General features: G+C 54.0%; 1 pseudogene. It reads right to left on the bottom strand.

Going from position 1 to position 250, the window contains the following annotated elements:
* Positions 1 to 193, bottom strand: a pseudogene (locus B4920_RS31180) (protein UmuC); the annotation flags it as partial.
* Positions 194 to 250: the final 57 nt, after the last annotated feature.

Genomic DNA, 250 nt, shown 5'->3' with positions numbered 1-250 from the left:
GGGTGACATGGCGACAGCACATTCCTTCTGCCCGGAGTTTTTCAGCTGCACGTTCCATATATCCTGCGAGTGCTTGATGCATGGAATTCATGTGTGTGATCCGTTCACCGAATGATCGGGAGCAGATGATCTGCTGTTTGGCTTGTGTGTCCTGCTCCAGGCTGGCGCATGGGTAGCCGCGTAGCTCTAGCACGGTTCGCTCAACAACGACCCCATAACGATGCCGTAGGTTTTTACCATCGACAGCGAC

It is taken from the genome of Zoogloea sp. LCSB751, assembly GCF_002028455.1.
GTDB lineage: Bacteria > Pseudomonadota > Gammaproteobacteria > Burkholderiales > Rhodocyclaceae > Zoogloea.
Note: the sequence above shows the minus strand (reverse complement) of the source record. Positions and strands in the feature narration are given on the sequence as shown.